This window comes from Pseudomonas sp. Sample_24 (assembly GCF_004307605.1).
GTDB lineage: Bacteria > Pseudomonadota > Gammaproteobacteria > Pseudomonadales > Pseudomonadaceae > Aquipseudomonas.
In genome coordinates, this window is the sequence record NZ_RCNW01000126.1 from 1 (window position 1) to 3,524 (window position 3,524).

The window sequence follows — 3,524 nt, forward strand, 5'->3', positions numbered from 1 at the left end:
GCGCGGGCGCAGGCGATGTCGTCGTCCCATGGGGTCTGGTCGCTTTCCAGGTACAGGCTGTTCCACTTGCCAACGGCTTTCGGCAGCCAGGTCACCGGCACGTTGCCGGCCTTGCACTTGTAGGTCTGGCCTTTCTGGACCCAGTCGGTGCACGGGCCCAATGCCGCTGCGAGCCAGGCCGAAATGGCTTTGTGATCGACGTCGGCGTCTTTCAGGTAAATCTCTATATCGGGTTGGCGCATGGATGTCCTCACTGCGGGTCTGAAAAATCCATTCGCGGATTTAGCCGGCCCCGGGCACTCGCCCGGAACCAAAAGTTATTGAAGAACGAAATAATCGTAGCGCATCGATACGGTGGTCTCGAACGGCTCGGCCTGTTCGATGACCGCCGCGCGACGCTCGGCACTGGCACGCCAGCCGTGAGGCGTCATCGCCAGCAGGTTGGCGCGGTCCTGCGGCTTGTCCAGGGTCAGTTTGAACGTCAGCGTCTCACTGTGTGCCAGCGCCATGCCTTGCGGCACCAGGTCCAGATGCTTGTCGTCAATGTACTCGCGGACTTCGTCGTACAGCCGCTCGCGCAATTCCATCAGGTGGCCGCTGGTCGGGCCGACTTTCATCAGGCCGCCGCCGGGGCTGAGCAAGCGTTTGGCTTCTTCCCAATCCAGCGGGCTGAACACGCTGGCCAGGAACTGGCAGCTACCGGAAGCCAATGGCACTCGCGCCATGCTGGCGATCAACCAGGTCAGTTTCGGATTGCGTTTGCAGGCGCGTTTGACGGCCTCCCGGGAAATATCCAGGGCGTAGCCATCGGCACCCGGCAAGGCCTCGGCGATTTGCGCGGTGTAATAACCCTCGCCACAGCCGATGTCGAGCCAGCGCTGCGGTGCATAGCCCGCAGCCAACTCCGCCAGGCGCCTGGCCACCGGCGCGTAATGCCCGGCGTTCAGGAAGTCGCGGCGCGCTTCGACCATGGCCTGGTTATCCCCAGGGTCGCGGCTGTTCTTGTGCTGCACCGGCAACAGGTTCAGGTAACCCTGACGCGCACGATCGAAACGATGCCCGGCGGGGCAGGCCACGCCATTGTCCACCGCGTTCAGCGGTTCACTGCAGATGGGGCAAGCAAGCATCAGGCGAGCAACTTGATCAGGGTCTGGTAATAGATTTCGGTCAGCACATCGAGGTCGGCCGCCAAAACGCGTTCATTGACCTGGTGGATGGTCGCGTTGACCGGCCCCAACTCAACCACTTGCGTACCCATGGTCGCGATAAAACGCCCGTCGGAAGTGCCACCGCTGGTGGAAGCCTTGGTTTCACGGCCAGTGATGTCCTTGATGCTCGACGACACCGCGTCCAGCAGCGCGCCGGGTTCGGTGAGGAACGGCAGACCCGACAGCGCCCAGTCGATGTGCCAGTCCAGCCCATGCTTGTCGAGGATGTCGGCAACGCGTTTCTGCAGGCCTTCGACGGTCGATTCGGTGGAGAAACGGAAGTTGAACACCGCCACCAGATCACCCGGGATCACGTTGGTCGCGCCGGTGCCGGAATTGAGGTTGGAAATCTGGAAACTGGTCGGCGGGAAGAAATCGTTGCCGTGGTCCCAGTGCTCGGCGGCCAGCTCGGCCAGCGCCGGGGCGGCGAGGTGGATCGGGTTCTTCGCCAGGTGCGGATAGGCCACGTGACCCTGGACGCCGCGCACTGTCAGCTTGGCGCCGAGGGAGCCACGACGGCCGTTCTTGACCACGTCACCCACCAGGGCGGTGCTCGACGGTTCGCCGACGATGCACCAGTCCAGGCGCTCCTTGCGCGCCGCCAGGCGCTCTACCACTGCCTTGGTGCCGTGGTGTGCCGGGCCTTCTTCGTCGCTGGTGATCAGGAACGCAACTTTGCCCTTGTGATCCGGGTAGTCGGCGACGAAACGTTCGGCCGCCACGGTCATCGACGCCAGGCTGCCTTTCATGTCCGCCGCGCCGCGGCCACAGAGCATGCCATGTTCGTCGATCACCGCGTTGAACGGATCGATCTGCCACGCGGTCACCGGACCGGTCGGGACCACGTCGGTGTGACCGGCGAAGCACAGCACCGGGCCATCGTGTTTGCCGTGGGTGGCCCAGAAGTTATCCACATCTTCGATGCGCATCGGTTCGAGTGCAAAACCGGCATCGCCCAGGCGCTGCATCATCTGCTTCTGGCAATCGGCGTCGACCGGCGTCACGGACGGACGGCGAATTAGGTCGATGGCGAGTTGAAGGGTCGGCGAAAGGTCGGCGTGGGCCGTCATGGAAAACTCCGAAAGCTGTAAATGTGTAGGAGCAAAGCTTGCTCGCGATGAACGATGATGAGGTGGTTCTGTTACATCGAGTCGCGTTCATCGCGAGCAAGCTTTGCTCCTACAGGGCGTAGGGGCTGGCCCCGCAAAATGGCGGTTATCTTAAAGCAAAACGGCGACCATTGGCCGCCGTTTAGTGCATCCGCAAAGATTTAGACGGCAGGTGCCGTTTGCGTCTCTGGCGCCGGTTTAGGCAAGGACGACAGGAACGCCATGATCAACGCCGCCAGATACGGCAGCGATTGCACCAGCAACATGGCCACCCAGAAGCGCATGTCGTTGCTCGGCATGCCATTGACCAGGAAGATCCCCAAGGCAGCGCCCCACAGCAGCAGCATGATGAACACCTCTTCCCGGGCTTCCGAAATCGCCACCCAGAGCCCGTGGTTGTCGGCATTTTTCGGGGTGCGGAAGAACGGAATGCTGCTGGTGAAGAAACCGTACAACACCGCTTTGGCGATGGTGTGCGACAACGCCAGCCCGGCCAGCGCCGCGCAGAACGCATCCTTGAGGTTCACGCCAACGGCGCGACGGTAAAGGAAGATGATCTTGCCGACCTTGAATACGAACAGCGCCAATGGCGGGATCGCGAAAATCAGCAGCGGTGGATCGACCCGTTGCGGCACGATGATCATCGCCGCTGACCACAACAGCGCGCCAACGGTGAAGAAAATGTTCATGCCGTCCGCCACCCACGGCAACCAGCCCGCGAGGAAGTGATAGCGCTGACCGCGGGTCAGCTCAGTGTCCTTGCCGCGCAGCAGGCTGGCGGTGTGACGCTTGATGATCTGAATCGCACCGTAGGCCCAGCGGAACCGCTGTTTCTTGAAGTCGATGAAGGTATCGGGCATCAGGCCTTTGCCGTAGCTGTCGTGGTAATACGCCGCCGACAGGCCTTTTTCGAACACGCGCAGACCCAGTTCGGCGTCTTCACAGATGCACCAGTCGGCCCAGCCCAGTTCTTCGAGCACCGAGCGCCGCGTCATGGTCATGGTGCCGTGCTGGATGATCGCGTCACGGTCGTTGCGGGTGACCATGCCGATGTGGAAGAAGCCTTTGTATTCCGCGTAGCAAAGCTTCTTGAAAGTGCTTTCGTTCTGGTCGCGGTAGTCCTGCGGCGACTGCACCACGGCGATCTTCGGATCGGCGAAGTGCGGCACCATGTGCTTGAGCCAGTTCGGGTGCACGCAGTAATCGG

The 3,524-nt window shown here is 61.9% G+C and carries 3 protein-coding genes and 1 pseudogene; all 4 read right to left on the minus strand.

The features are described from left to right. Positions 1-242: pseudogene (locus D8V06_RS06325) on the minus strand (hypothetical protein); the annotation flags it as partial. Positions 243-317: 75 nt separating this feature from the next. Beyond that, positions 318-1,127, minus strand: a complete 810-nt coding sequence (locus D8V06_RS06330) for a putative RNA methyltransferase (protein WP_056856259.1) — start codon at positions 1,125-1,127, stop codon at positions 318-320. Further along, a complete protein-coding gene (dapE, locus tag D8V06_RS06335) occupies positions 1,127-2,278 on the minus strand; it encodes a succinyl-diaminopimelate desuccinylase (protein WP_130930638.1) in 1,152 nt (383 codons plus the stop codon). Before dapE ends, D8V06_RS06330 begins: the two co-directional genes overlap by 1 nt. 200 nt (positions 2,279-2,478) lie before the next feature. Beyond that, positions 2,479-3,524: glycosyltransferase (locus D8V06_RS06340; RefSeq protein WP_130930639.1), on the minus strand; the 1,046-nt coding region annotated here is incomplete at its 5' end.

What these genes read in the sequence shown, in the direction of transcription:
- D8V06_RS06330 (WP_056856259.1), bottom strand. Translation starts at nt 1,127, where the DNA reads ATGCTTGCTTGCCCCATCTGCAGTGAACCGCTGAACGCGGTGGACAAT.
- dapE (WP_130930638.1), bottom strand. Translation starts at nt 2,278, where the DNA reads ATGACGGCCCACGCCGACCTTTCGCCGACCCTTCAACTCGCCATCGAC.